This window comes from Candidatus Latescibacter sp. IFSED24 (assembly GCF_058273205.1).
In genome coordinates this window covers 4,145,872-4,167,953 of record NZ_CM177850.1, presented here as the reverse complement: position 1 = coordinate 4,167,953, position 22,082 = coordinate 4,145,872, and the positions used below count along the sequence as shown (strand labels likewise).

Sequence of the window (22,082 nt, the reverse complement as noted above, 5' to 3'; positions counted from 1 at the left end):
GGATCATGAGTCGTCTGCAGATCGTGTTCCTTGCTCTGTGCTGCCTGGCAATGCTTCCGGTGGCGGCACACGCAGACCTACGGATCGGGACCTTCGACGTTGGTCGTGGCGGCATCGGCAGCCTGATGTCCGACGACCGGGATTGGGTGCGGGCAGCCGTGGACACCAGCTTCGCGGACGTGACCATCGCCGCTGCGCCGATCTTGACCGAGGCCTTCATCGACACCCTGGACCTCCTCTGGCTGGACGCCGTCGCCGCCAGCGAGGAGGCCATCGCGCCGCTGTCGACCGCCGAGCAGACGCTCCTGGAGCAATTCGTCACGTCCGGCGGAGGCGTGATCATCTTCACCGATACGGACTATTTCGCCGCCGCCAACCAGAGCCTGCTGGCGCCGTTCGGTCTGATCGCCGCGGGCGGCCTCTCCGGCGACCGCCACGTCACGGTGACCGACGCCCACGCCACGCCCGTGACCGACTCGTTCTTCGGACTGGTCGAGGGCTACTGGACGGGCTGGCCGGGCTGGTATGCCGACCTCGGGGATCACGCGGTGGGCCTGGCAACCCTGGACGACAACGGTCAGACCCATCTGGCGTTCATCGACCGGGAGGTGCTGAGTCCCGCGGCCGGCGGCGCGGTCTTCATGGCCGACCATCGGACGCAGAGCCTCGTGCTGATGCTCAATTCCATCCTGGCGGTGACCCCCGCCGCCATGCCAGCCGCCGTCGGTGTCGCGGACGTACCGGCCACCGGGCGCTTGACGGGCATCTACCCCAATCCCTTCAATCCCCGGACGACCGTGTCGTTCTCGTTGCCTCGAGCAGGATGGGCTGATGTCAGCGTCTACGAAATCACGGGGCGTCAGGTGACCTCGCTTGCGTCCCGGCAGTTCGCCGCCGGCCGTCATTCGCTCAGCTGGACCGGGCGCGATTCCGAGGGCCGTGCCGTGCCTTCAGGGACGTACATCGTGAGACTCGAGACAAAGGAGCGAGGAGATTCGAAGAAGTTGATGCTGTTGCGCTGAAAATTCGCCACCTCCCCTGTCCCCCCTGTTCTACGGGATCTTGTAGCACACGACCTCCAGGTTCGCGTCGGCGGCCTCCTCGTCGACCTCCACGTCGGGCGCCATGGCTGCGTACATGGCCGGGATCGACCCCTTGATCAGCACCACCATGTCGTCGCGCACGCGGAACAGCTCGTCGTTCACCGGATCGCCGTCGCAGACGAAGGCCACCTGGCGGGTGAACTTGCCGCTGGGGTCGTAGATGTCATAGGTGAGCATGGCCGCGTCGGGCCCTGACTCGGCGCTGCGGCTGTGTTCGACCCAGAGCTGGTTCGCGTCGTCCACGTACAGGTCGGTGATCGTGGGTGCGCAGTCGTAGATCTCCGTGGGCATCTGCTGGTTGCCGCGGCGGCCCCAGGTGGCGAACACGGCCTCGATGCGGTGACTCTCGAGCTCGGTACGCGGGCGCTTGGTGAATTCGCGCTCGATGATGTGGTCCAGGGTGCCGTCGGGCCGGTAGACGTTGATGGCGTAGCGATCGTAGTCGGTGCCCACGTAGATGCAGCCGTCCGGGGCGATGGTCGAGCCGAACACGGCCACGTCCAGCACCGACGACTCGCGTATCACCGGGTTGGTGAAGTCGATCACCGTGGACCGGGCGAAGCAGCGCGCCAGCTCGGTGCCGTCCACGTCGTAACGCGCCACCTCGATGGTGCGGGTGGAGCTGGACTCCTCGCGGGTGGCCCGCTGGATGACGAACATCAGCTCCTCGCCGCGGCAGCGGCCGGTGTACAGGGCCGTGAAGCCGCCCTCGGTCGCCACGCTGAAGATGATGTCGCCCAGGGGGTTGCCGTCGCGATCGATCCGCACGACCTTGCCGGGAAAGCGCTGCAGGATGCCGACCGACCCGTCCGGCAAGAGCAGCATGTCAACCGGTTCGCGGGTCTCGCCGGGGCCTTCGCCTTCGCGGCTGAGGGTCTTGATGCGCTCGCCGTCCGGCGAGAAGACCGCCACCTCGCTCAGCTGGGTGTCGACCAGGTAGACGTTGCCATTCTCGTCCGCGTCGGCCCGGAAGATCTTGCCGAAGATCTCGTCGCCGTCCTCGCCGCCGGCGCGCCACATCTCTTCCAGGTGCACGACCTCGACACCCCCCGCAGGGACGGCGGCGTTGTGGATCACCGGAACGTCGGGATCGCTGGCCTGGTCGGCCGTCGCGGGCAAGGCCGCGGCCGAGACCAGCAGAGGGACGAGCAGGGCGAGGATGGATCGGCGTCGAAACACGCGGGCGGCGAATCGCGGCTGGATCATGATGTCCTCCGGGGAATGGGGTTTCAGGGACTACGGAAACAGCCGGGAACGGTTGCGCCGGCTCCCGGCGCGTCAGAGAGGCCTGGCGCACCGTCCAGACCGGCGTAGCCAGCCAGGGCGCGATGACCACGACCACACGCGGATCTGACCCCCGCCTACGCCACCCGACCATTCCCGAGCACGAACATATCCCAGGGCTGGCGGACCTCGCCAGGGCCATCGCCTTCCCGGAACAGGGTGTGGGAAAGCTCGCCGTCCAATGAGAAGACGAGAACCTGGCTCAGCTAGGAGTCCAGCACCTGGACCTGGGTGGTTGACCAGGGCGGATCCCATGTAAAACGATAGATTGTCAGCACTCGCGAGAAACCTGCGCCGGCATGCGGAGCGCCACCGTCACAGCAAGGAAAGACCATGGATACACTCGATGCCATCCGTACCCGTCGGGCCGTGAAGGCCTATGATCCCGACCACCGTCTCACGGCCGAGGAAGAGACGCAGCTGCTCGAGGCCACCATCCAGGCGCCCACCAGCTTCAACATCCAGCACTGGCGCTTCGTGGTCGTGCGGGATCCGGACCTGCGGCAACGCATCCGCACCGAATTCGGCAACGACCAGGCCCAGATGACCGACGCATCGCTGCTGGTGATCTTCACCGCCGACCTGAAGGCCTGGCAGAAGAACCCCGAGCGCTACTGGCAGAACGCACCCAAGGAAGTGGCTGACCTGCTGGTCGGCTGGATGGGTCCGTTCCACGAGGGCCGGGAATGGCTGCAGCGCGACGAGGCCCAGCGCTCCATCGGCCTTGCGATGCAGACCCTGATGCTCGCCGCCACCGCTATGGGCTACCAGTCGTGCCCCATGATCGGCTTCGACATCGAAGGCGTGGCCAAGCTCATCAACCTGCCCGAAGACCACGTCATGGGCCCCATGGTGGCCATCGGCAAGGGCGTGAAGGATACCTGGCCCAAGCCGGGGCAGCTGCCCCTGAGCGAGGTGGTTTTCGAGAACGGATTCTAGCCGGTGAAGATGACCCTGCCGATGATTCGTGCGCTGTGTCGAAGAATCAGTTCGCCGATTCCGAGATACTGGCAGCGATGTTCAATACGGGCACAGGAGCCGGCGCCTTCGGTCGCTGTCGCCGGACCCTAGTCTTCGCCGCAGGGGCTCGATTCATCGTCGTCGTCACCGAGCGAACACAGCGTCAGATCGTCGAAGTAGACGCCCTGCATGGTGTTCTTCCCGGAGTAGTCGACGTAGAGCGTGAAGGCCTGCACGCTGACAGCACCTTCGGGAGCAGTCGCGATGCCCGTATCCAGGCGGATCCACTCGCCGACGGGCGATCGGCCATTCACCTCGTTCGAGGTCTTGGCCGGGATCGCGAGGCTGGCCGTCTCGACGGTGCCGATATCATCGCCTTCTGCGTCGAAGAACGTCAGCTGGAGGATACCGAAAGCGGGATTCCCCTCGAGCGCCCTGGGCGTCAGGCCATAGCCGGTCAGTCGCCAACGCGAGCCCGGGTTCGCGGGGAACTCCTGGAAGGCACCGGACGCATGGCCGATGAAATACGGGGGATGCGCCACGCTCCGACTGAAGCCCCCATGGAAGATCGAATGAGTGCCGCTCCGCGCGTGATTCTTCGAGAATTGGCTGATCTCGAAGAGGTCCCAGCCGCCCTCATCGGCAGGGAGCTGGAGCTCGAAGCTCGGGTCCTTGAGCAAGGCGTGCTCGTCCGCGCTTGCAGCCCCCCAGGCCCAGAGCAGCGAGAGCAAGGCCAGCGCGGCGCTGAGGATTATTGACCTATTCCTCATCGGAAGACCCCCTTTCTCCGTGACTCTACCACTGCTCGACCACTCCGATCCACCACTTCACGTCACCATCCCTTCTCATGTCCGCCCGTACTGTCGAACCAGTCACAAGCAGACTCCAATATTCTGGCAGAGGTTTTCAAGGACGTGATCGCGACAGGACCCTGCGAGGCCGACGAGTTTTTTGAAGGCATCGGACTATTGATCAGGAATCCGATTAACAAACCTTACTTTCCCCTCCCTGATTTGCGGACACCTGTACTCCGGTTTCTGCTAGGCTTTTTCCACAGCCCGCCCCCTGCCCCGCTCCGTGGGCGTACTCCGGCCTGACATCGCAGCGGCTGTACCGACGCCTCACCGAACTCGGGCTTTTCGATCGGCCATCGCGGATCGTCAAGCGCGGTCTGTTCGAGCAAAGGGGTGACCCCATGAATACCTTTTCATCCAGAGCTGTCCTCGTTGCAACCATTCTGGCCAGTGGCGTCGTCCCCTTAGCTGCGGCGGGGAGCGAGCCGCTGGTCGAAGGTTTTCCCGAAGCGTCGCTGACCGTCTACCCGATGACCTACGCCCTCACCGGCCCCAAGGAGAAGCACCGCGACTTCTACGACCAGATGATGGGACCGGCCGGACAGAAGGTTTTCGACGTGATCGGGATTCTCGATGGCCTGCTCGCCGAACAGGGCTATGACAGGTGCCACGTCACGGATGTCTCGTTCCGCTTCCCCGAGGGGCAAGACGGGCGCAAGGACCGCGCGGCGACCTTCGGGGCGTTCGTCGGTGAGCAGGGTATCACGACGGACTACGCACTCTGTGTCGACGTGATCTGTCATCTGGAGGAGAGCTGGCAGGAGGTCTATGCGGCCATGGTCGACGCCAGAGGCGGTGTTGTCTGGCAGGACACCCAGCGGCCCGGCGATGCCGCCTTCGACAGGCACATGACGGGGGGACCGGACAAGGCGTGCGCCCTCGTGTGTGAGCTCCTGACACCAGTCATCGGCCTGGACCAGCTCACGCCCCAGGAGCTCTCCCCGGAGAAGGAGCTAGCTCTCGCGCAGATGCGCGCGGAAACGCCGCCGAGCCGAGAGGAACTCGAGGCCATGGACGAACGCCTGACCGCCATGAAGCAAGCCGGCGAGGCCGCCACGGTCACCATCTATCCTCCCCGCGTGCAGGGCGAACGGACGGACAAGGGCAGCGCCGCGAGTATCGCCGAGGCGTTGAACGAGGCCAGGCTCTGCTCGGCGACCGCCGCGGCCGAGGGACCTCTCTTGCCTGGCGCCGGCTGGCCCAGCGAACCCAAGGTCCTCTGGCTCTACGCCAACGCCGCGAAGGACTACTTGCACGAGCACCCGGTGGCCAGCGACTACGTCCTCTTCGCCGACTACTGGATGGCGCCGTCGGGCGAGGTGTGGGCCGTCCACGTCGTTGTCCTCGACCGCGGCGGCGAGTGGATACTCGTCGACCTGCAGAACAACCATCACCCCGATTTCCAGCGCATCGCGCATACTACCATTCAAGAGTGCAACGAGCTTGTCGCGACGAGGATGGAGGCAAGGCTCCGCTAGAGGAGCGTGTGAGGATCTCGTAGCGTGCGTCGCCCCTGGCCAGCACGTGGGCCTAGGCCAAGGGGCCCCCTGCGGACCGGACCCCCGGATCGGAGAGCATGGCGGCGGTCGCGGCTCCGGCGGTCCATCTTGAAATCTGGACCTTGATGGTATATGATCAGCATCCTCTTCCCAAGAAGAAGGAGGCCACGCCATGAACGGCTCCGCCTTGGAACCGGGCGGCGTTCGCTCGGTTTCCCTGCCCGGATTCCTCCTGCTCGCCGGTCTGTCCATCCTGCTCAACACGCATCCCGCCACCTCATGGGCCGATCCGGTCGTCGTCGACAGCGACTGGACGCTGCTGCGGACCATCGAGTTCAACAACCCCATGAGCGCCGGTTACAACCCGGTCGATGGCTACATCTATGTAGGCCAGCGCGGAACCACGGACGGACTGTACCGGATCAATGCCTATGGTTTCGCGACACAGGTATCCGGTGGTAGCAATACGGCCGCCATCTGCGTCCACCCCGACTCGGGTAGTGTCTTCCAATCCGAGGACTATGGCGGTGTCATCTATCGCACGGCCGCAGGCGCCTCTGGCCGGGAGGCGTGGGTCAGCGGGTTTCACGTTGGCGACGATGACCCGGTGGGGATGGCCATCGCTCCGGCGGACTATAGCGGCGACGTGCTCGCACCAGGACAGGCCCTGGTCGTCGATCGCGGCAACAACAATCCCGACGAGATCTGGATCTGGTCACCCGATGAACCCGAGGGTGAAGTCCTGCTCCACGCTGACATCGGCCTGCTGGTCGACCCCGTGGACGTGGCCGTCGATGCCACGGGCGTCTACGTGGTCGACTCCGGTCTCGCTAGCGATGGGGTGATCTATGAGGTCGGAGCCGGCGGCGTCCTTTCCGCACTGACCACCAGCGAGCCGATCGCTGATCCGGCCGGCATCACGTTCGACCCGTGGACCGACGACCTGCTCGTGTTCGACCACGGCGGGGGTCGCCTCGTGCGTATCGACCGCGACACCGGACAGGTGGACGATGTGATCATCGGATTCGCGACGACCATCGGCTGGGCGGCGGTGGATATCGCGCTCGATGGTCGCACGATGCTCGTCACTGACCACACCAGTGATCGGATCTACGAGTTCGGCCGCTGCGACCCCGGCCCCGGGTTCGACGACTGTGACGGAAATGGAGTGCACGACGGGTGCGACATCGCCCTGGGCACGTATCCGGATTGCAATGCGAACGGCGCGCCCGATCCGTGCGACCTGGCCGACGGCACCAGCGATGACTGCAACCTCGACGGCATCCCGGACGAGTGTCCGGTCTGCCCGCCGGTGGAGGTCATCTTCATCATGGATACCTCGACTTCCATGAACGACGAGGCGGCCGCCCTCTGCGGGAGCATGAACGCCGTGATCGTCGAACTGGAGGCCGCCGGGCTGCAGGTCGATCCACTGCTGCTGGGAATCTGCAATCTACCCGGCGGCGCCTACGACTGCCTCGAAGATCATATCATCAACCTGCTGGGGACGGAGGTCCCGGGCAATCCGCCCGCAGGCCTCGAAACCCTGGGGGACTGCCCGGGCGGCAACGAGGTCTGCCAGGAGGATTGGGGGCGCGCCATCGCCGTGGTGGCCGGGCTCTATCCCTGGCAGCCGGAGGGTGAATCCCTGCGCCTGATCATACCGCTGTCCGACGAGGGGCCATGGTGCGGTGATCCCGTGACGACCTTGGACGAGGCGTCCATCGAGCACGCCATCACGGTGGCGCGAGCCGCCGACGTGGTCATCTCGCCCGTCACGGGTACGGGCTCCAGCGGTGGCGTCATCGCTCTCGCGCAGCTGATCGCCGATGCCACCGGCGGCCAGCGCTTCAGCTCCACGGATCCCTCCCAGGATATCGCGGCCGGGGTCGTACAACTCGTCCTGGACGCCTGTATCGCGGCTAGCGACTGCAACGATAACGGTCAACTGGACGTATGCGACATAGCCGATGGGACCAGCGAGGATGTCAACGGCAATGGTATACCCGACGAATGCGAAGCCATTGGAGTGGCGGACGGGACGCCGCGTTCGCTGGTGCTCCTGCACGGCTGTCGGCCCAATCCGTTCAACCCGCGCACGACGATCACATATGAGATCGGAACGCCGGGACCGGTCCTGCTCCAGGTGTTCGACCTCAAGGGCCGGTTGATCACGACCCTGGTCGAGGCCTCTGTTTCCGCCGGCGTGCATGAGGTTGTCTGGTCGGGTGACGATTCAAGCGGGCACGAGCTTGCCAGCGGGATCTATCTCTCCAGGCTCGAAGCCGCGGGCCGCGTGGTGCATGGAAGAATGGTGCTCATCCGGTAACTTCATCGGAAAGGCAGGATTCCACAGCCCGCTGACCGTGATGCTGGCAGGAGGACTGCAAGGCTGAACCCGGACCGGGCAGGGTGATTGCGAGCAGCCAGATATGCTAGAATCCGAGCGCTGTCGTGACAATGTTGACAGCATGATCGGATAGAACGGTAGGTTCGGACTCATGCGCCACTTGCCGCACCCAGGGAGCAGCCCGGCAAGAATCGTTGTGCTGGTTCACCTGTTCCTCGTCTTTGCTGCTTTCCGATCGCCCGCCCAGGACGATCACATCATCTTCTCGGAGATCTCCATCGAAGAGGGGCTTTCCCAGAGCATCGTGAGTTGCGTGATCCAGGACAGCACTGGATTCATGTGGTTCGGCACGGAGGACGGCCTCAACCGTTACGACGGCTACCGAATCACGGTCATGCGGCATGATCCCCGCAACACCAACAGCCTCGGCTATAACGAGATCCTCTCGATCATAGAAGACCAATCCGGAATCCTGTGGATCGGCACCTTCCATGGGGGCCTGGATCGATACGATCCGGTTGCAAAGCGGTTTACACATTACCGCAACGACCCCGACGACCCGCACAGCATCAGCCACAACATCGTCAGAACCATCTGCGAGGACAGTGCCGGCATGCTCTGGATCGGCACTGACCGTGGCTTGAACAGGCTGGACCCCGAAACCGGGACGTTCACGCGCTACCTGCACGATCCGAACCTCCCGGCAAGTCTGAGCAATGACGCTGTCCTGACCGTCTTCGAGGACGAATCGCGCGCAATCTGGATCGGAACCGACGGTGGCGGACTCGAGAGATACGATCCCCAGCAAGATGCTTTCATTCACTACGGAGCCGACGACGACCATTCCGATAGCCTGGCGCACGATACCGTCAGATCGGTCTGCGAGGATAGGGATGGCGTCCTGTGGGTCGGTACCGATCGTGGATTGGTGCGACTGGATGCGGAGAGGAGCACTCTCACACGCCATGTCAATGATCCGGACGACCCCCGCAGCTTGAGCCATGATCAGATCTACGCCATATACGAGAGTAGATTCGGAGTTCTCTGGATCGGCACCAACGGTGGTGGTCTGAACAGGCTCGACCGGACCCGCGGCGAGTTCATCCGGTATATCAACGATCCCAACGATGACACCAGCATCACCTACAATCAGATCCGGGCGATCTACGAGGATCGGGCCGGCGTGATGTGGATCGGGACCTACGGCGGCGGGGTCAACAAGTTCGACAGCAAACAGAAGAAGTTTCTGCTCTTCAAGCCAAAAGTGAACGAGATCAACAGCTTGAGCCACGACATCATCTGGGCGATCTACGAAGACGACGCAGGGTACCTCTGGATCGGAACGCATGGCGGTGGTCTGGACCGGCTTGATCGACGCACGAATCAATATGCGCACTTCCGTCACGACCCGACCGACCCCAGCAGTCTGAGCCACGACATCGTCAGGGTCATTTGCGAGGATCGATCCGGCTTGATCTGGCTTGGGACCCACGGCGGTGGTATCTGCAGCTTTGATCGCGCAACCGAGAAGTTCACCACCTATCGCCACGATCCCCTCGATCCGGGCAGCCTGAGTCACGACGAGATACGATCGATCTACGAGGACCGTTCGGGCACCCTCTGGGTAGGCACCAACGGTGGCGGACTCAACCGTTTCGACCGGGAGTCACAAAGCTTCCAGCATTTCCGACACGATCCGCGTGATCCGCACAGCCTGAGCAATGACTTCGTCAGGGTCATCTACGAGGACTCCAGAGGTATCTTCTGGCTAGGAACCCAGGGTGGCGGTCTGAATAGATTCGATCGGGAACAAGAGAGGTTTACCAGTTTCCGGATCGATACCAAAGATCCGAACAGTATCAGCAACGACTTCATTTTCTCGATTCACGAAGACAAATCGGGGGCCTTGTGGCTGGGGACCTGGGGCGGTGGCCTCAATCGATTTGCGGTCGAGCAAGGGACCTTCAGGTGCTACACGACCAAGGACGGTCTGGCCAGCGACGCGATCTATGGGATCCTCGAAGATGAGCGCGGCCGCCTCTGGATGAGCACGAACAACGGTCTGTCGAGATACGACCCTCATACGCAGTCTTTCAGGAATTACAGCGAGGAAGATGGACTGCAGAGCAACGAGTTCAACGGTGGCTCTTTCTTCCAGAGCAAGAGCGGCGAGATGTTCTTCGGCGGCATTCACGGTTTCAATGCCTTCCACGCCGAGAACCTCCAGGATAATCCTTACATTCCACAGATTGTGATCATCTCGTATCTGAAGCTGAACAAGGAAGTGGAGCTCGACAAGCCCATTTCCAAGCTAAAAGAGCTCACCTTGTCGCACCGCGATTACACCTTCTCCTTCGAGTTCGCAGCGCTCGATTACACGGTGCCCAGCAAGAACATGTACGCCTACAAGATGGTTGGTCTGCACGATGATTGGATCATGACCGGATCGGACAGGCGATCCGCGACATTCACGACTCTGGCGCCCGGCCAGTACACCTTCATGGTCAAGGGTTCGAACAATGATGGCGTCTGGAACGAGGAGGGCACCGCCATTGTCATCACCATCACTCCGCCGTTCTGGAAGACGTGGTGGTTCCGGACTCTATCGATCGTCGTCGCGGCCTGCCTGGTGCTGCTGCTGTACCGATGGCGGTTGAAGTCGGTTCGCCTGGCGGCCGAGCTCGAGAGCGCGCACGACGCGCAGATGTCGATCATGCCGCAGGCCGATCCGCAGATCGATGACTACGACATCTCGGGGATCTGCATCCCGACCAACGAGGTCGGCGGCGATTTCTACGATGTGTTCTGGCAAGACAAGGCAAGGACCAGGCTGGGGATTTTTGTCGGTGATGTCTCGGGCAAGGCGATGCAAGCCGCCATGATCGCCGTCATGTCGAGCGGGATGGTCTATTCGAGAGCAGACGAAAACACCTCCCCGGGCAGCATCTTGACCTGCCTCAACGGACCGCTGCACAAGAAGACGAGCGACACGATGTTCACGGCGCTCTGTTTCGCCTCGATCAATATCGCGACCAGAGAGTTCACCTACGCACTGGCCGGCATCAGCGAACCGTTGTTGAAATCCGGCCAGGATACCGGTGGTGTCGCCACGGCCAAGCTGGGCTTGCCACTGGGGACATGCGATGGCAGCAGTTACGACGAAGACACGATTCGCCTGAAGGCGGGCGATGTGATCTTGTTGTTCACGGACGGCATCATCGAGGCGCAGAACAACGCCGGCGAGTTCTATGACGAATACCGCCTGGAGCGGCTGGTCGCGCGCTTGCCGACCGCAGATCTGTCGGCCAGCGAGATCAAGGATCGGATCCTGGACGACGTGCAGGAGTTCATCGGTAGTGCCGTCCAGCAGGACGACATTACGCTGGTCGTCATCAAGGCTCTCTAGATCCGGTGTCAGGATGCGGGGATGGCGAAAGTCCAAGTTGCCAGCGTCTGATTCTGAGGATTGTTACCAAACCACCGTCCAATCGGAGTCGGTGCTCCAAGCCATCCTGGGCGACACGAAACCATCCCAATTTGCCCCTATTTGATGACACCTGTATTGCGTATGGTGCTACGCTCCCCCTGCAGCCCACATCTCGCTCTCCTCCGTGGGCGGACACCTGCCAGGTATCTTCGCGACCTTGCCAGCGCTGCACTATCCGGGATTCTCGATGGATGGATCGATCACGAGAGTTTCCATTCGCGCATTCTATCAGTAGAAACGAGGTGAAATCATGAAACAGCGCGCCCGCTCGCTCTCGCTGGTCACCGGCCTCCTGCTGGTGATCCTGTTCTCCGCGGCAGCTGTCGCTCAGGATGCCACCATCATCGGTACGATCCGCGACTTCAACGACACGCATCCCGACTTCGAAGACGGCATGGGCGTCGACCCCGGCATCGTGTTGCCCGAGCTCGGCGACGATCTGCTGCCGGTGTATGCCGGGCAGGACGGCAACCCCACGACCCACGGCCAGGAAGCCTTCGATCAGTGGTATCGCGATACGCCCGATGTGAACATGCCGATGCAATACAGCATCACCCTCACGCCCACAGGCACGCCGGGCGAAGTGGGATACGCCAACGGCTCGTTCTTTCCCATCGATGATCAGCTGTTCGGCAACCAGGGTCGCGTCCACAACTACCACTTCACGTTCGAGGCTCACGCCACCTTCGCCTACAACGGTGGCGAGTCTTTCACGTTCACCGGCGACGACGACCTGTGGATCTTCCTCAATGGCCACCTGGCGATCGATCTCGGCGGTGTCCACGGTGCGATGTCGGAAACGATCAACGTGGACGATTTCGCCATCGAATTCGGCCTGGAGCCCGGCAACTCGTATCCCTTCGATCTCTTCTTCGCCGAGCGACACACGTCTGCCTCGTCGTTCCAGATCGAAACAACGCTTGCTCTTCAGCAGCCGCCCGTATGCGACGCGGGCGGTCCATACGAAGGAAATGCGGGTGACCCGATCCAGTTCGACGGCAGTGGTTCGTATGATCCCGATGGTACGATCGTGGCCTACGTCTGGGACTTCGGCGACGGCACGACCTCGACCGAGATGAACCCAACGCACGTTTTCGAGGAAGACGGCATCTACGTCGTCGTCCTGTGCGTCACCGACGACGACGACCTCTCGTCGTGCTGCAATACCGATCCGGAGGGGACGGTACGATCCGAGGCGATCACCTGGAGCGATCTGAAGGTGCTCTACGACTAGTCCATCGCGCACCTGTTTCGCTGGGTCCGTCTCAGCGCCGCTGTCTGATGCCAGAGAACCGGTGCAGGGCACACTGGTGCGAGCACCATCATGGCTTAGCGACCAGATGCCGTAAGTCCTTGAACGGCAGGGGCGACGAATATATGGAAAAGGTCTCTACTCTTGCAGGGAGCTTCGAGTCGGAACAACACGGTGTTCCTGCGCGGTTCACCGGACCAACGATATCTTCTTCGTTGCCACGCCGGAGTCGATCGACAGGCGAACGAGGTAGGTGCCGGAAGGCAGGGCTCGGCCCCCGGTATCCCGACCGTTCCACGACACGACGTGCGCGCCGGCTTCCTGCACACCAGCGATCACCTCGGCCACCCGCCTGCCGCCGAGATCGTAAATCGACAGTCCAACCCTCCCCGTGACCGCGAGTTCGAAGCGGATCTCCGTCCATGGATTGAAGGGATTGGGGACCGTTTCGAGATGCGTTCGGATCCGGGGAGTGTGGACAGACACGGATGTCACATTGCCCTGCTGCTCGTATGTGAATTCCGGCGTCGTGTCCAGCAGCGTCTGGAACTCCTGCGCGGCGCCGGATTCGAGGAACAGCACGGCACGGATCCAGGGTTCCATGAGGAGCCAGACCAGGTCTTGCTGTTCCTGCCTCGAGATGTCCGCCGAACAGGGCTCGCCCAGTTCACAGACGAAGCTGTACGCGTTGAACTGGCAATGGCTGGCGCCGGCAATGGTCACGTGCGTTCGCCAGCCGCCGGCCAGGCCCTCGAACATGGGGATCTGATGATCGGCGGGCGGCGTGACGCAGTCATTGGTTCCGGAGAAGATCGCGACGTCACAATCGATCAGGCCGCAAGCAGCGATGGCCGACGGATCCGTTTCTGCGGCCGCGAAGTTCGCGACCGCCGTGATGGAAGGGTCGCTCGCCGCCGCGAGGAAGCTGCAGCCGCCGCCCATGCTGTGGCCCATGACGAGGTTTCGCGGCCCCATGCGGCCGAAGAAGGGCGAGGTGGCATCCGCGCCCGCATCCCGGAGATGACGCGCCAGGAAGGCCAGATCGTCGCCGAACTCCGCGTGATCCGGAAAGAGTTCGCCCCCGGTTCGCGGCAGAGCAACGACGCAACCTGCGGCGGCCAGGCTCTCTGCGATCCAGGAGTAGCGATCCGTCGGGAGTAGATACCCATGGCCGAAGGACACGGACGCGAATCCCCCGGGAGGCGGATCGGCAACGGGTTGGTCCCAGCCGGCAGCCTCGGCGGGGTAGTAGAGGTCCACCGGCACCGACCGATCGCGATCGGGATCCAGGTAGACCACGTCGGCGGTCCCGACCGGGTAGGATGCCGAGGCGGTCGCGGCCATCAGCCAGACCATCGACAGCAGGCCCAGGATTAAACGCGAACGCAGCGGCATGATCCGACCTCTCGCCCGTGACCCGTTGCATCCTTTCTGCGCGAGCACGGATCATTCTATCACACGGCCGTCCCTCGGTGGACTCCATCCGGCTGACTGTTGGCGAGGCGGACGATATTCAGCAGGTACAGGGTCTTTCTGCGGATCACTCCACCGGCACCCGCTCCGGCTTTCCAGCCTCATGCACCCGGAACACCAGGATGGTCGCGCCTTCGTCCCCGGTCACGGCGGTGTGCACCTGCTCGAGGGGCACGGCGAGAACGTCGCCCGTCTCGCCGAGGATGTCCTCCTTGCCCTCCTGCCACAGGTAGCAGGACCCCTCCAGGACGTAGGCGAACTCCTCGCCGGGGTGCCAGTGCTTGGGCAGGGAGCTGTGGGGCGGGATGGTCACGCGGCTGACGATGACCTCGCCGCCCTCGAATCCGGCGAGCTGGGCTTTCAGGAGGTTCTCCAGCTTCAGCCCCGGCGGCGCCTCGGCCGCGTGCTTCCCGTCGTGGTCGCCGGCGACGGAGACGGCGGTCAGGGAAGAGACGAGCAGCAGGGCCATCGAGGCGATGGCGCGCATGGTCCGCATCACGGATCCTCCATTCTGGTCCGAGCTGGTGTGGACCCGGTCAACAGGCGTCGTCTGTGGGACGACCGGCGCTCCTAGCCGAGCTTGCCCTGGATGTGCGCGATGACCGCGTCGTGTTCCTTCTCGGGGCTGAACATGACGATGTTGGCATCCGCGTCCGCCTTCACCGTGTGGCCCGGCGGCCAGTAGAAGAGGTCGCCCTCGCTGACCGATTCCTGGACGCCGGCGGCGTCGGTGGTGGTCAGCTTGCCGTTCAGCACGTAGCCCCAGTGCGGGCACTGGCAGAGATCCCCCTCGAGTCCGTGGAGCAGCTCGGTGATGTCGGTGCCGGCGCCGAAGGAGAAGAATTCGGCGCCGATCCGGCCGTAGCCGGTCACGTCGCCGAAGTTCTTCTGCTGTCGCGCCGTGGCTCCCGGCACGTCGATCCGGACGGGGATATCATTCTTGGCGATTCTCATCAGGCACCTTCCAGGTCGATGGTTAATAAGGATTATTATTATCTCATTTTATGGCCGCCAGGTCAATGGGAATATTCAACCAGGCACCTTACCTCTTCTTCGTTCGTGTTTTAGAATAGGTCAGAGAGCGAGTTGCACAGCTCCGGCGAGTATGTTCAGGGCCGACCTGCGTACAGAAACATGGAGGCCGTGCAAGATGATCCGTACTGCATTGCTGGGTTCATGCCTCATCCTGACCACGGCGCCCGGCGGCGCCGCCGGACTCGTGACGGTGCCGCTCGATCTCGGCGGCGAGACGCTCTTTCTCCTGCCCTTCGAGGTGCAGGACCTGGCGTTCGACGCCGGGCGTGAGCTACCCGACATCACCGACGTGCGCCTCCATGTCACGGGGACCTACGGCAACGCACGGTCCATCTGCTGGAATTTCGGCGATTACGGGGGCGGAACCTGGACCTACACCGAGGACCACGGACTGGTCCTCGGCTTCGTCGATGGCCCGGATCCCTGCTGCCTCACCCCGCAGGTCCTGCTGCCCGCGATGGCCGAGGTCGTGCCCTATGAGCGGACCCTCGACTTCGACTGCGGCGCCGACCCCGTGGACTGGACGCACCTGGCGGACGGAGCCGGCGTCGTCCGCCTGTCCGGACTGGAATGCGAGCATCACCCCTCGTATCCCGAGGTCTGCCTCTGCGAGCATTCCGCCACGGTGACCTCCGCCACGCTGCTGATCACGCTCGGGACCGGCGTCGCCGTCGAGCGAAGCGACTGGTCGTCGATCAAGGGGCTCTATCGCTAGACGCCCGGGCCGGAGGCGAGCGCCTGCTCGAGCAGCTGCCCGTGGTCACGCGGCGCGCCCCGATCGGATTGGCCGGAGACATCTCGTCACGTACGTGGGGAAAGCAGCCCGGACTCATGGCGGTCCCGGGGATTCTGGGTTATGGATTCCAGATCATTTTTGGGTTCATTGGACGATGATGGTCGGAACCGAAAGGACGCTGGAACATGATGCGGACCACCCTGAGGACCTTGCTGATCGTGGCGACGATGACCATGGCCGTGACGGGATTCGCCCTGGCCGGAAGCGATGCCGACGAGAAGGGTATCGAGCAGGCGGTGCAGGACTACGTGAGCTCGCTCTACGACCTGAAGCCCGCGCTGCTGGACCGGAGCGTCAGCCCGCAGGTCCAGAAGGTGGGCTACATGCCCGCGCAGGACGGTTCGGGGCTCCAGGAGAGCTGGATGACCTTCGACGAGCTCAAGGAGCTGGCCGGGCACCTGAACAAGGACGGCATGTTCGACCCCGAGACGTCCCTCCGCAAGGTGACCATCCTCGACCGTACCGACATGATCGCCAACGTGAAGCTGGAAGCGGCCTGGGGGATCGATTACATCCACCTGACGAAGTTCAGCGGCGAATGGATGATCATGAACGTCCTCTGGGAGATGGGTTCGCACTGAGCGCCACCCAGCCCGCGCCACGACGGAACACCGGGTGGGCTCTTCACCACGGCAGCAGCCGCCGGCCTCCGTCGGTGACCTCGTCCCAGAAGTCCTCCAGACGCTTCCGTTCGTCCGCCGGCAGCGACCGCCCCGAAGCCTGCAGGTTCTGTGCGAGCTGTTCGGGCGTGCGGACGCCCGGGATCACGCAGCTGATCTCGGGATAGGAGAGGATGTAGGCCAGGGCGACCTCGGGCAGAGGCTCGTCGCCCAGGAGCCGCTCGCTGTGGGAATCGGCGTAGTTCGGCGCCGTGTCGAAGAGATTGACGCCCGCGTCGAGGGCCGCTCCAGCGCAGATGTCGCGATCACTGCACCGCGCCCAGGTAGCGATCGAGCCAGGACAGGGTCTCCTTGACGAGTTCCGTCCGGGGGAACGAATGCCCTGCCTCGTGCACCACGAGCCGCTTGTCTGCGGCCGGTGTCTTCAGCAACTCGAAATAGGGCAACTGCGACGTCTCGTACGGGAAGAAGAAATCATACTTCCCGTTGAGCATCAGCAGGGGAATCTCCACCCGCTGCAGGTAATGGAGCTGGTCCACCTCCGGCAACGCCTTCTGGAAATTGAGCCCCGCGACCACGACCACGCCGGCCTTGAATCGCGGTTCGATGGCCATCATGATGGGCCCCATCGCGGCGCCCCAGCTGATCCCCATGAAGGCCAGGCGGTCCGGGTCGACATCCTCGCGCGTTTCCAGGTAGTCGATGGATCGCTTCAGATCCTTCCCCCACATGATGACGTGTTCCTTCCAGTTGTTCGTCTCGTCGGGGTAGTCCGACACGAGGCCGTCACCTCGCTCGTAGGTGCTCTTGTAGACGGGGAAGAGAAGGGCGCGCCCGCTCTTGGGAATGTAGTCGGTCCGCCGCAGCGACAGGCTCTCGCTGGATCGGCTGTGAATCGCTCCGGACCCGGGGAAGTAGACGACGGTCTGGTATGGCGGTTCAGCATTCCGGGGCAAGAACAGGTAGGCCATCATGGACTCGCCGCCGTAGGCCGCGTCGAACACGATCTTCTCCCGGATGTAGAATTCCTCCTCGATCGTCTCCTCCACGACGGCGTTCAACGGCGTGGGGTCGTAACGGAACTGATTGAGGAAGAGTCCGAACGTTTCCTCGGAAACCCTGGGCTCCCTGGCGAAGTCGCGGAAAGGCAGCTCGATCTCGGCGGCGAGGGTTTCGTCCCGCACGCTCGTCTCGACGTACCGGATGCAGCGGACACCGTTGGACTCCGACCGGTCCCAGGGCGATTGGGCGAAGGCGTCGTTGAACGCGTAGGGAGGATCGCTCCAGCCTCCGCCGAGGATGAAGCGCCCGGAGCGGTTGTCCGGGTTGAGGCACCATTCGCGGACGTTGCCGCCCAGATCGTAGGCCCCGTAACGATTCCTCGCCCGGGTCCCGCCGGTGGGCTGGACCGCGGTCCCCGCGATGTTGCTGAAGGGGACGATTTCCGAGCTGGCCCAGGTCAGCGCCACGCGGTCCCAGTGGTAGATCGTGGGCAGGCTCTTGCCCGCGAACTCGGCGTAGGCCATCGCCTCGAACCAGCTGATTCCGGAAACGGGAAAACCCCCCTGGTCGACAGGAAAGCTGCCGACCTCCCAGGACGCCGGTCCTGCCCGGCCCGTGCGGTCACGGAAACGGGCCATCGCCTCGCTCCAGTCCAGCTCCCGGTCCCCGTCGCGGAACGGCTGCTTCCAGAATCCGGGGTCGGCGTATCCTCCGGCAGCGACGAACTCCTGGTACTGGCGGTTGGTGACCTCGTACCGGTCGATCAGGAAGTCTCCCAGCCGCTGCGGGGCCAGATGCTCGATGCCCGGCAGGTGGATGCCGGCCGGAGCGGCTCCCACGTAGAGCTGCGGTCCCGAATCCGAGACCCAGACCATCTCCTCGGGGAGCTGGTCCTCTTCCCGGAGCACGTAGCCCCGGTCGCCGGTGTGGAAGTACCGGTTCCAGATGACGTCCTGGGTCTCGCGGTAGCCCGCCATCTCGAGCTTCAGGTTGATCACCCCCGCGACATAGGGGAGCGTGTCGATGGGCGTCGTGCCCAGATATTCCCAGGGGACATCCATACCGGCGTAGGGCCTGGCGTAGACCCGGGCGCCCGGCGGATCCGAATAGACGGTCAAGGGCTGGCTGTAGCGGCCGCGGAGCCTCGCCCACCGGGGATCGTCGGGAACGTACTTGCTGGCCTGCTGGTCGAGAAGAAACGCCTTCTGGTTGCCGACGCTCGAGTCGGACGCATGACCATCGAGGATCTCCTCGATGGCGGGCAGGGCTTCCTCCCGCGCCCAGCTGACCTTCTGCGCCCGCTGGACCCACCAGGCTCCCATGCTCGCCACGGCCAGCATCGCCACCGCGAGGGGAACCAGGATCCGGGGCCGGCGCAGCGTGGAACCCAGGGATGCCGGCGCCGCGGCGGAGATTCCGGATATCGCCGTCCGCTGCACGTCCTTCAGGCTGTCCCGCAGGTCGGCCGCCGACTGGTATCGTCGATCCGGGTCCTTGGCCAGGCAGCGTTCGATGATGCTGGCGAGCGTGCCCGGCAAGGCCTGATTCCGGTCCACGACGGGCGGGGGCGTATCTTTGAGGATGGCCGACAGGGTGGAGACGAACGTCGGCCCCCGGAAGGGCTGGGTCCCGGTGGCCATCTGGTAGAACACGATGCCCAGCGAGAAGATGTCGGAACGGTGATCGATGGCCAGGCCCTCGGCCTGCTCGGGCGACATGTAGGCTGGCGTGCCGAGCATCTGGCCGGCCACGGTCCTGCCGTCCGCGGCGAGCGTGGCATCGTCCTCACCGACGACCTCGATCAGCTTGGCCAGGCCGAAATCCAGGACCTTCGCCCTGCCGTCGGCGTCGAACATGATGTTGGCCGGCTTGAGGTCGCGGTGCACGATGCCCTGGCCGTGGGCGCTGGCCAGCGCGTCGGCCAGGGGAATGGCCACCTCCAGGAACTCCTCCAGCGAAAGGCCGGCCGCCGGGATGGTCTCCGAGAGGGTCTGGCCTTCCACCAGTTCCATGGTGATGAAAGGAATGCCGTCGTCTTCCTCCACCGAATAGATGGTCACGATGTTGGGGTGCTTGAGCGCCGCGATGACCGAGGCCTCGCGCTTGAAGCGCGCCTGACGCTCGGGGCTGCGGGCCATCTCGGCGGGCAGGACCTTGATCGCCACCTCCCGCTTAAGCCTGGTGTCGCGGGCGCGGAAGACCTCGCCCATGCCGCCTGCGCCCAGCTTTCCCGTGACCTCGTAGTGGGCGATCTTCTTGCCGATCAATTCAGAGCCTCTGGCCAGAGTGATAGGTGACGCGATCCGTCCATCTTAATTCAAGCCCGGAAGACATGCTATCGATGCCCGTAGCGGCCCCTGCCCCAGCCCACGCCCACCACGAACCGACCTGGCGCAGGAACTCCCGGCTGTCGCGATGGCGACCTCATTCGAGAGGAAAGCATCGACACAGCCGCGAACGGATGGAGTACAATATCAGCCTGGGCATGTGGTGGATCGGGAGGTGAGGAAAATGCCATGCTAGCAGTGCGCTTGAGCCGCAAGAAAGTGGCCTGGTTGATCCTGGTGGCGGGCCTGTTCCTGGGGCTCTCCCTGCTCAGAGGCGAGGGGTTGAACGCGACCGCATGCGGCCTGATCGCCCTCTGCTTCTTCTGCGAATTGCTGGACAGCTCGCTGGGGATGGGCTACGGAACGACCCTCACCCCGGTGCTGCTCGCTTGCGGCTATCACCCTCTACAGCTCGTCCCCTCGATTCTCTTCTCCGAGTTCGTGAGCGGGTTCGCCTCCTCCTATTTCCACCACGAATCGGGCAACGTGGATTTCTCCCGCCGCACCCGCGATAGCCGGATCGCCCTGCTGCTGGCGCTGGGCAGCGTCGTGGGCGTCTCGGTAGGCGTTTCGATCGCCGTCCAGATCCCGACCATGCTCTTGAAGCTGATCATCGGCCTGATCATCACGGCGGCCGGGGTCACGATCTGGGTGCTGCACAACCATACCTTCACCTACAAGACCTGGAAGATGTTCCTGCTGGCTTCCGTGGCCTCGTTCAACAAGGCCCTCAGCGGCGGTGGCTACGGGCCGCTGATGACCAGCGGGCAGGTGCTCAGCGGTGTCCGCGGCCGGGCCACCGTGGGCATCACGTCCTTCGCCGAGGGCTTCACGTGCCTGGTCGGGGTGATCCTGTTCCTCGGTCGAGGCCAGGGTTTCGATCTCGAGCTGATGATTCCCATGGTGGCGGGGGCGACGCTCTCGGTCCCGTTCTCCACCGAATTCGTGAGGCACATCAACGAGAACACGCTCAAGCGGTTGATCGCCGGCTTCACGGTTCTGCTGGGGTTGTTCACCATCCTCAAGGTGGTGGTCTAGTTCGCGACTTGATGTCTCGTGGTGTCGCGAATGAAACCCTCCCCGGCCACGACTCCGACAGCAAGAGCGTCCACCGGCGCAATGAAACGCCGAACCGTCGCCACTCCTTGGCGATCAAGCTCCTGCCCATGGGAGGCTGATAGATCCGCCGGTCTGTGTTCCATCGATGTCACGGCTCCCGGGGCCTCCCTGGTCATCGGCGGCTTGGACCTGCCGGCCGATGCTCTCGACTTGATTGTCATGGGCGAGTGCGCGTACGTCGCCTGCGATTGGGCCGGCCTGCAGGTCATCGATCTCACGATTCCAGCGCAACCTCGGATCATTGGCTTCGTCGATACGCCGGGCGAGGCGCAGGGACTCGCCGCTGATGGGTCCGTCGTCTGCATCGCGGATGGCAGCGGGGGCCTCGCGCTGGCCTGGCCGCAGTGTAGTCCCACCCCTGTCGAGGAACCCGTCGGCGAAACTCCCGGTCTAGCAGTTTCGCTCACGAGCCATCCCAACCCATTCAATCCTCAGACCATATTCACCTTCGCCCTACCGACGCCTCGCCACGTCGAGATTGCCATCTATGATCTGACTGGCAAGCAAGTCGATGTGGTGGCCCGCGGCGCCTACGGCTCTGGAACCCACCAGATCGTCTGGCAAGCCGCCGACGAGTCGGGCCGGGCGATTCCCTCTGGTGTGTACGTGGTCCGGATGGATGGGGGCGATATGACGACGGCGACGAAGGTGACCTTGGTGAGGTGATCCCTTTAAGATGCAACTCGTAGCCGGCTAGCCATCCCGCTGGCCGGCTATTTCTTGGAGTAGGGCGAATCCCCAGACTGAAATGTGCTGAAATCCTGCGATTCTATGCCTCGGACCAATAATGTTAACAGCAGAGCGAAACCGAATTTAACCCGCAGCTCACAGGTATAAATAGGCCTTAGGACCTAGCAGGCGGAGTTTTGAGGAGGGACAGCCGCGTGACTGCCTGTTTACCAGCCAGATGGAGCTTTGAGT

17 protein-coding genes are annotated in these 22,082 nt (G+C 63.5%); 10 read left to right on the top strand and 7 right to left on the bottom strand.

Going from position 1 to position 22,082, the window contains the following annotated elements; all coding sequences use genetic code 11:
• Positions 1–5: 5 nt before the first annotated feature.
• The gene (locus IFSED24_RS16740) at positions 6–1,022 is read left to right on the top strand and encodes a FlgD immunoglobulin-like domain containing protein (RefSeq protein WP_491332625.1); all 1,017 of its coding nucleotides are present in this window, start codon (positions 6–8) and stop codon (positions 1,020–1,022) included.
• 30 nt (positions 1,023–1,052) lie between these two features.
• Here the strand turns inward: IFSED24_RS16740 and IFSED24_RS16735 are convergent, their stop codons facing one another.
• Positions 1,053–2,309 (bottom strand): NHL repeat-containing protein, encoded by a 1,257-nt coding sequence (locus IFSED24_RS16735; protein ID WP_491332624.1) that lies wholly within the window; start codon positions 2,307–2,309, stop codon positions 1,053–1,055.
• A gap of 411 nt (positions 2,310–2,720) precedes the next feature.
• Between IFSED24_RS16735 and IFSED24_RS16730 the strand changes: the two genes are divergently transcribed.
• Complete coding sequence (locus IFSED24_RS16730) at positions 2,721–3,326, top strand: nitroreductase family protein (protein ID WP_491332623.1); 606 nt, start codon at positions 2,721–2,723, stop codon at positions 3,324–3,326.
• A 128-nt stretch (positions 3,327–3,454) separates the two neighbouring features.
• Here IFSED24_RS16730 and IFSED24_RS16725 read toward each other — a convergent pair whose 3' ends face one another.
• Positions 3,455–4,117: a hypothetical protein gene (locus tag IFSED24_RS16725; protein WP_491332622.1), complete on the bottom strand. Its 663-nt coding sequence runs from the start codon at positions 4,115–4,117 to the stop codon at positions 3,455–3,457.
• Between the two features lie 425 nt (positions 4,118–4,542).
• On the opposite strand from IFSED24_RS16725, the gene IFSED24_RS16720 reads away from it, so the two are divergent.
• From IFSED24_RS16720 to IFSED24_RS16705, 4 genes are all read left to right on the top strand, one after another.
• Entirely contained in the window at positions 4,543–5,679 is a 1,137-nt protein-coding gene (locus tag IFSED24_RS16720; RefSeq protein WP_491332621.1) for a hypothetical protein, read from the top strand.
• 193 nt (positions 5,680–5,872) lie between these two features.
• A complete protein-coding gene (locus tag IFSED24_RS16715; RefSeq protein ID WP_491332620.1) occupies positions 5,873–8,029 on the top strand; it encodes a FlgD immunoglobulin-like domain containing protein in 2,157 nt (718 codons plus the stop codon).
• A 172-nt stretch (positions 8,030–8,201) separates the two neighbouring features.
• Entirely contained in the window at positions 8,202–11,456 is a 3,255-nt protein-coding gene (locus IFSED24_RS16710) for a two-component regulator propeller domain-containing protein (protein ID WP_491332619.1), read from the top strand.
• 331 nt (positions 11,457–11,787) lie between these two features.
• A complete protein-coding gene (locus tag IFSED24_RS16705; protein WP_491332618.1) occupies positions 11,788–12,771 on the top strand; it encodes a fibro-slime domain-containing protein in 984 nt (327 codons plus the stop codon).
• Between the two features lie 207 nt (positions 12,772–12,978).
• Here the strand turns inward: IFSED24_RS16705 and IFSED24_RS16700 are convergent, their stop codons facing one another.
• The 3 genes from IFSED24_RS16700 to IFSED24_RS16690 all read right to left on the bottom strand — a co-directional run bounded on the left by IFSED24_RS16700 (position 12,979) and on the right by IFSED24_RS16690 (position 15,216).
• Positions 12,979–14,184: a poly(ethylene terephthalate) hydrolase family protein gene (locus IFSED24_RS16700; protein ID WP_491332617.1), complete on the bottom strand. Its 1,206-nt coding sequence runs from the start codon at positions 14,182–14,184 to the stop codon at positions 12,979–12,981.
• 145 nt (positions 14,185–14,329) lie between these two features.
• Positions 14,330–14,758: a cupin domain-containing protein gene (locus IFSED24_RS16695; RefSeq protein ID WP_491332616.1), complete on the bottom strand. Its 429-nt coding sequence runs from the start codon at positions 14,756–14,758 to the stop codon at positions 14,330–14,332.
• Positions 14,759–14,832: 74 nt separating this feature from the next.
• A complete protein-coding gene (locus IFSED24_RS16690; protein ID WP_491332615.1) occupies positions 14,833–15,216 on the bottom strand; it encodes a cupin domain-containing protein in 384 nt (127 codons plus the stop codon).
• 196 nt (positions 15,217–15,412) lie between these two features.
• On the opposite strand from IFSED24_RS16690, the gene IFSED24_RS16685 reads away from it, so the two are divergent.
• Both IFSED24_RS16685 and IFSED24_RS16680 read left to right on the top strand, forming a co-directional pair.
• Complete coding sequence (locus IFSED24_RS16685; protein ID WP_491332614.1) at positions 15,413–16,012, top strand: hypothetical protein; 600 nt, start codon at positions 15,413–15,415, stop codon at positions 16,010–16,012.
• 206 nt (positions 16,013–16,218) lie between these two features.
• Positions 16,219–16,674, top strand: a complete 456-nt coding sequence (locus IFSED24_RS16680) for a nuclear transport factor 2 family protein (protein WP_491332613.1) — start codon at positions 16,219–16,221, stop codon at positions 16,672–16,674.
• 43 nt (positions 16,675–16,717) lie between these two features.
• Here IFSED24_RS16680 and IFSED24_RS16675 read toward each other — a convergent pair whose 3' ends face one another.
• Together IFSED24_RS16675 and IFSED24_RS16670 are read right to left on the bottom strand one after the other, a co-directional pair.
• A complete protein-coding gene (locus IFSED24_RS16675) occupies positions 16,718–16,912 on the bottom strand; it encodes an aldo/keto reductase (protein WP_491335073.1) in 195 nt (64 codons plus the stop codon).
• A 106-nt stretch (positions 16,913–17,018) separates the two neighbouring features.
• A complete protein-coding gene (locus IFSED24_RS16670; RefSeq protein ID WP_491332612.1) occupies positions 17,019–19,982 on the bottom strand; it encodes a protein kinase domain-containing protein in 2,964 nt (987 codons plus the stop codon).
• A gap of 258 nt (positions 19,983–20,240) precedes the next feature.
• Between IFSED24_RS16670 and IFSED24_RS16665 the strand changes: the two genes are divergently transcribed.
• Positions 20,241–21,080 carry a sulfite exporter TauE/SafE family protein gene (locus IFSED24_RS16665; RefSeq protein WP_491335072.1) on the top strand — a complete coding sequence of 280 codons (840 nt, stop codon included), beginning with the start codon at positions 20,241–20,243 and terminating at the stop codon, positions 21,078–21,080.
• A gap of 81 nt (positions 21,081–21,161) precedes the next feature.
• Positions 21,162–21,827, top strand: coding sequence for a T9SS type A sorting domain-containing protein (locus IFSED24_RS16660; protein WP_491332611.1), 666 nt, complete (start codon positions 21,162–21,164; stop codon positions 21,825–21,827).
• Positions 21,828–22,082 lie beyond the last annotated feature (255 nt).

Excerpts from the sequence above, each read along its gene's own strand:
- IFSED24_RS16735 (WP_491332624.1), bottom strand. The coding sequence starts at position 2,309 with ATGATCCAGCCGCGATTCGCCGCCCGCGTGTTTCGACGCCGATCCATC.
- IFSED24_RS16740 (WP_491332625.1), top strand. The coding sequence starts at position 6 with ATGAGTCGTCTGCAGATCGTGTTCCTTGCTCTGTGCTGCCTGGCAATG.
- IFSED24_RS16705 (WP_491332618.1), top strand. The coding sequence starts at position 11,788 with ATGAAACAGCGCGCCCGCTCGCTCTCGCTGGTCACCGGCCTCCTGCTG.
- IFSED24_RS16690 (WP_491332615.1), bottom strand. The coding sequence starts at position 15,216 with ATGAGAATCGCCAAGAATGATATCCCCGTCCGGATCGACGTGCCGGGA.
- IFSED24_RS16685 (WP_491332614.1), top strand. The coding sequence starts at position 15,413 with ATGATCCGTACTGCATTGCTGGGTTCATGCCTCATCCTGACCACGGCG.
- IFSED24_RS16695 (WP_491332616.1), bottom strand. The coding sequence starts at position 14,758 with ATGCGGACCATGCGCGCCATCGCCTCGATGGCCCTGCTGCTCGTCTCT.
- IFSED24_RS16730 (WP_491332623.1), top strand. The coding sequence starts at position 2,721 with ATGGATACACTCGATGCCATCCGTACCCGTCGGGCCGTGAAGGCCTAT.
- IFSED24_RS16660 (WP_491332611.1), top strand. The coding sequence starts at position 21,162 with ATGAAACGCCGAACCGTCGCCACTCCTTGGCGATCAAGCTCCTGCCCA.
- IFSED24_RS16725 (WP_491332622.1), bottom strand. The coding sequence starts at position 4,117 with ATGAGGAATAGGTCAATAATCCTCAGCGCCGCGCTGGCCTTGCTCTCG.
- IFSED24_RS16715 (WP_491332620.1), top strand. The coding sequence starts at position 5,873 with ATGAACGGCTCCGCCTTGGAACCGGGCGGCGTTCGCTCGGTTTCCCTG.
- IFSED24_RS16700 (WP_491332617.1), bottom strand. The coding sequence starts at position 14,184 with ATGCCGCTGCGTTCGCGTTTAATCCTGGGCCTGCTGTCGATGGTCTGG.
- IFSED24_RS16680 (WP_491332613.1), top strand. The coding sequence starts at position 16,219 with ATGATGCGGACCACCCTGAGGACCTTGCTGATCGTGGCGACGATGACC.
- IFSED24_RS16720 (WP_491332621.1), top strand. The coding sequence starts at position 4,543 with ATGAATACCTTTTCATCCAGAGCTGTCCTCGTTGCAACCATTCTGGCC.
- IFSED24_RS16710 (WP_491332619.1), top strand. The coding sequence starts at position 8,202 with ATGCGCCACTTGCCGCACCCAGGGAGCAGCCCGGCAAGAATCGTTGTG.